4 protein-coding genes are annotated in these 3,871 nt (G+C 75.6%); all 4 read right to left on the reverse strand.

The genetic code is table 11. The features are described from left to right. The coding region (locus K6U79_11270; GenBank protein MCL6522932.1) for a PTS sugar transporter subunit IIC at nucleotides 1-1,311 on the reverse strand (1,311 nt) is incomplete at its 3' end. A gap of 55 nt (nucleotides 1,312-1,366) precedes the next feature. After that, nucleotides 1,367-1,852 carry a PTS sugar transporter subunit IIB gene (locus K6U79_11275; protein ID MCL6522933.1) on the reverse strand — a complete coding sequence of 162 codons (486 nt, stop codon included), beginning with the start codon at nucleotides 1,850-1,852 and terminating at the stop codon, nucleotides 1,367-1,369. Then, entirely contained in the window at nucleotides 1,849-3,144 is a 1,296-nt protein-coding gene (gene nagA / locus K6U79_11280) for an N-acetylglucosamine-6-phosphate deacetylase (GenBank protein MCL6522934.1), read from the reverse strand. The genes K6U79_11275 and nagA overlap by 4 nt, the downstream gene beginning before the upstream one ends. 12 nt (nucleotides 3,145-3,156) lie before the next feature. Beyond that, nucleotides 3,157-3,871, reverse strand: a 715-nt coding sequence (locus tag K6U79_11285) for an SIS domain-containing protein (protein ID MCL6522935.1), incomplete at its 5' end; no start/stop codon positions are given.

Here is a 3,871-nt window from a genome sequence, read left to right on the forward strand (position 1 = left end):
CGCCGCCAGGAGCGCCACCGCCCGGTCGCCCAGCCGGTAGCCGGCGTCGAGCGAGTACCACTGCACCAGCACGTGGATGGCGTTAACCGTGACGAAGAAGAGGAAGGGCGCCACCGGGTTCCCCTGGAGCGCCAGCGCCGCGCTGACGCCGCCCATCAGCGGCCGGAGCGTGCCGTGGAACATGGAGTCGCCGATGCCCGCCAGCGGTCCCATCAGCCCCGCCTTCAACCCCTGGATGCCGGCGTCGTCCACCGCCTCGCCCCGGGCGCGCCGCGCCTCGAGATCGGCGGTCAGGGCGAAGATGGGGCCAGTCAGCCAGGGATGGGTGTTGAAGAAGGCCAGGTGGCGCTTGAGCGCCGCGCGGAACTCCGCCGGCCGGTCGCCGTAGAGGCGGCGGAGGAGCGGCATCAGCGTCCAGGTGAAGCCCATGGCCTGCATGCGGTCGAAGCTGAAGGCCGACTGGATGGCGAAGGAGCGCCAGAAGATGCGCCGGATCTCCCCCGCGGGGAGGCGCGTCGCCCCGCCGGAGGGGGCGCCCTGGGCGCCCGCCAGAGCCGCGGCCGCCTCGGCCTCGGCCGGCTCGGCCTGGGCGCGCTGGCGCTCGAGGACGACCACCACCATGGCCACCAGCAGCGCCACGCCCAGCACGTTGAACTTGGTGTAGACCGCCAGCAGGAAGCCGATGAAGAAGAGCGGGAAGAGCGCCGGCGTCACCAGGCTGTTGAGGAGGAGCGCGAAGCCCAGCGCCGGCAGGACGGCGCCCGCCGTGTTGATGCCGTGCTGCAGCCAGGCCGGGATGGAGGCGGTGAGCGCCTTGACCGCGTCGATGCCCAGCCAGAGGGCGAAGAAGGTGGGCACCGCGTCGGCCAGGAAGTGGACGGCGTTGCCCAGGTGGAGGAGCCAGGCGATGGCGCGGTCGTCGCCCCGCTCGGCGTAGCGGTCGGCCGCGTTGACGAAGAAGACGCTCACCGTCTTGGCCAGGAGCTCGAAGAAGGAGCCCAGGAGCGCCGCCGGGATGGCCACCAGCAGGGCCGTGCCCAGCCCCTGCCCGGAGTGGATGGCGAAGGCGGCGCCGAGGATGCTGCCGATGGTGTAGTTGGGCGGCACCGAGCCGCCGATGTCGGCGGCGCCCATGAAGACCAGCTCCAGCGTCCCGCCGACGACGAGGCCGGTGTGCAGGTCGCCCATGATCAGTCCGGTCAGCGGCGCCAGCACGATGGGCCGCTCCAGGAAGAGGTCGCCCATGAAGCGCCGCGAGAAGTAGGCGAAGCCGGCCAGAAAGGCCAGCGCCAGCGCGGTACCGAGGGACATCGGCTCTCACCTTCCTTCCGAATGGGCGGCGGCCGGGCCGGCCCCGCCGCCGCCTTCAGCCATGCGCCCGCACGGCGCGGTTGAAGTCGCCCGCCGCCCCGCCCGGGAGCCAGCGCGCCACCAGCGCCACGCCGGCCCGGTCCAGCTCCTTCCACGCCTCCAGCTCGTCCGGGGTTGCCGCCACCTCCTTCGTCAGGCGCACGCGGCCCGGTCCCATGGCCACGTTGCCCACGTTGACCTCGTCGAAGAGGAAGCCCAGCTCCCGCATCCGCACCAGCGCCACCGGCGAGCGGACGATGACCATCACCCGCTCGCCCGCGAACGCCCCGGCCGCCAGTTGCCGCGCCGCCTCCTCGACGGGCAGGATGCTGACCTGGACGCCGGGCGGCGCCGCCATGCGCAGGAGCATCTGGCGCATGGCGTCGGCCGCCGCATCGTCGTCGGCGACGACGATGCGCGTCGCCCCCACCGTCCGCGTCCAGCCCACCACCACCTGGCCGTGGATCAGCCGGTCGTCGACGCGGACCAGCACCACCTTCACGGCTCGCCCCCTCCCCTCTGCGCCGCCGCGGCGCCCGAGGCGCCTCGCCGGCCGCCCGCCCCCGCTCCCGGCTCTCCTCCGTGCACGTCCCCGTGGCGGTGGACGAGCTCGCCGCCCAGGAGCACCCGGCGGATGCGGCCGCGCTCGTCCAGCGCCACCAGGTCGGCGAGGTACCCCGGCGCCACCCGCCCGCGGCTCCGCCCGCAGCCCAGGTGCGGCGCGATCACCGCCCCCGCCGCCTCCACCGCCTCGTCCAGCGGCAGCCCCCAGGCCACCAGCCGTTCCACGGCGTGGCCCAGGGTGGCCGTGCCGCCCGCCAGGGTGCCGCCCTCCAGCCGCGCCACCCCGTCGCGCACGGTGATCCGCTGGCCGTTGGCGCGGACGTAGAGGCCGTCACCCAGCCCCGTCGCCTCCATGGCGTCGCTCATCAGCGCCAGCCGCGGGCCGCGCCCGGCGGCGGCGCGCGTCGCGTTCCAGGCGGCGCGGACGGCGCCCGGGTGGAGGTGCTGCCCGTCGGCGATCAGGTGGACGGTCAGGCGCGGGTCGGCCAGCGCGAGTCCGGCCAGGCCGGGGTCGCGGTGGTGCCAGGGGCGCATCCCGTTGAAGAGGTGGGTGACGTGGATGGCGCCCGCCTCCAGGCCCGCGAGCGCTTCCTCCCAGGTGGCGGCGGAGTGGCCCATGGCCACCTGGACGCCCGCCGCCGCCGCCATGCGGATCAGCTCCCGCGCGCCCGGCAGCTCGGGGGCCAGCGTGATCATGCACAGCCGGCCGTTGGAGGCCTCCAGCAGGCGGCGGAACTCCAGCGCGTCCGGGAGCCGCAGCTCGGCCCGGTCCTGCGCGCCCGCCGCCTCCGGGCTGAGGAAGGGCCCCTCCAGGTGGATCCCCAGCAGCGCCGCTTCGCCCGGCCGCTGCACGTACGCCCCCAGCGCCTCCACCGCCGAGCGCAGCCGCTCCGGCGAGGCGGTGCGGAGCGTGGCCAGGCAGCCGGTGACGCCCCACTTGGGCAGGTAGGCCAGGATGCGGTGGATCTGCTCCTCCTGCCCTGAGCCGAAGTCGGCGCCCACCGCGCCGTGCACGTGCGGATCCAGGAAGCCCGGCGCGAGGAGGAGCCCCTCCAGCTCCAGCTCCTCCTCCCTGCCGGGCGCGCCTCCCGCGCTCCCGCCCGCGCGGCCGCCGGCCGCCCCGGGCCGCGCCGGCCGGACGGCGGCGATGCGCCCGCCCTCGATCTCCACGTCGACGAGCCGCCCGCCCTCCGGGCCGGCCAGTCTGGCGTTGCGGATGCGGCGGATCACGACGCCCGCCCCCTACAGCCGCAGCTCGGGGATGCGGTCCCCGTAGCGCTCGACGAAGAGCCGGTCGTACTCGTCGCCGCCGGGCAGGTTCCGGCTCATGCGCACAGGCGGCGTCAGACCGCGGGCGAGCAGCTCGCCCGTGGTCGCCACCAGGAGCATCTGCATCAGCAGGATGGCGGCCAGGCTGGAGAGCGGGCCGACCTTGACCGGCAGGCCCACGTCCAGGAGCGCGTCGCCGGCGGGGACGCCGTTGTCCAGGGCCACGTCGACGCACTCCATCAGGCGGAGCCCGCTGGAGTGGCGCGGCTCGACGGCGCGCGAGTGCTCGAAGGAGGTGATGGCCACGGTGGCCAGCCCGCGCGCCCGCGCCTCCAGCGCCGCTTCCACCGGCAGCGGGTTGACGCCCGACTGGGAGACGACGATCAGGCTGTCCTCCGGCCGCAGGTCGACGCGGCGGAAGAGCTCGCGCCCCACGCCCTCCACGCGCTCCACCGCGTCCAGCGCCAGCGTCGGGTAGAGCGCGCGGACGCAGGCGAGCGTGCCCGCGCGGACGAAGACTTCCTCCGCCGCCATGTGCGAGTGGCCGGAGCCGAAGGTGTAGACGATGCCGCCCCGCTCGATCCCGTCCGCCAGGAGCGCCGCCGCCTGGCGGACGGCCGCGGCCTGCGAGCGGCGCAGCGCCCCCAGCCGCGCCAGCGCCTCGCCCGACCAGGCGCGCGCCAGCTCC

The organism is Bacillota bacterium (genome assembly GCA_023511835.1).
GTDB lineage: Bacteria > Bacillota > Sulfobacillia > JAIMAT01 > JAIMAT01 > JAIMAT01.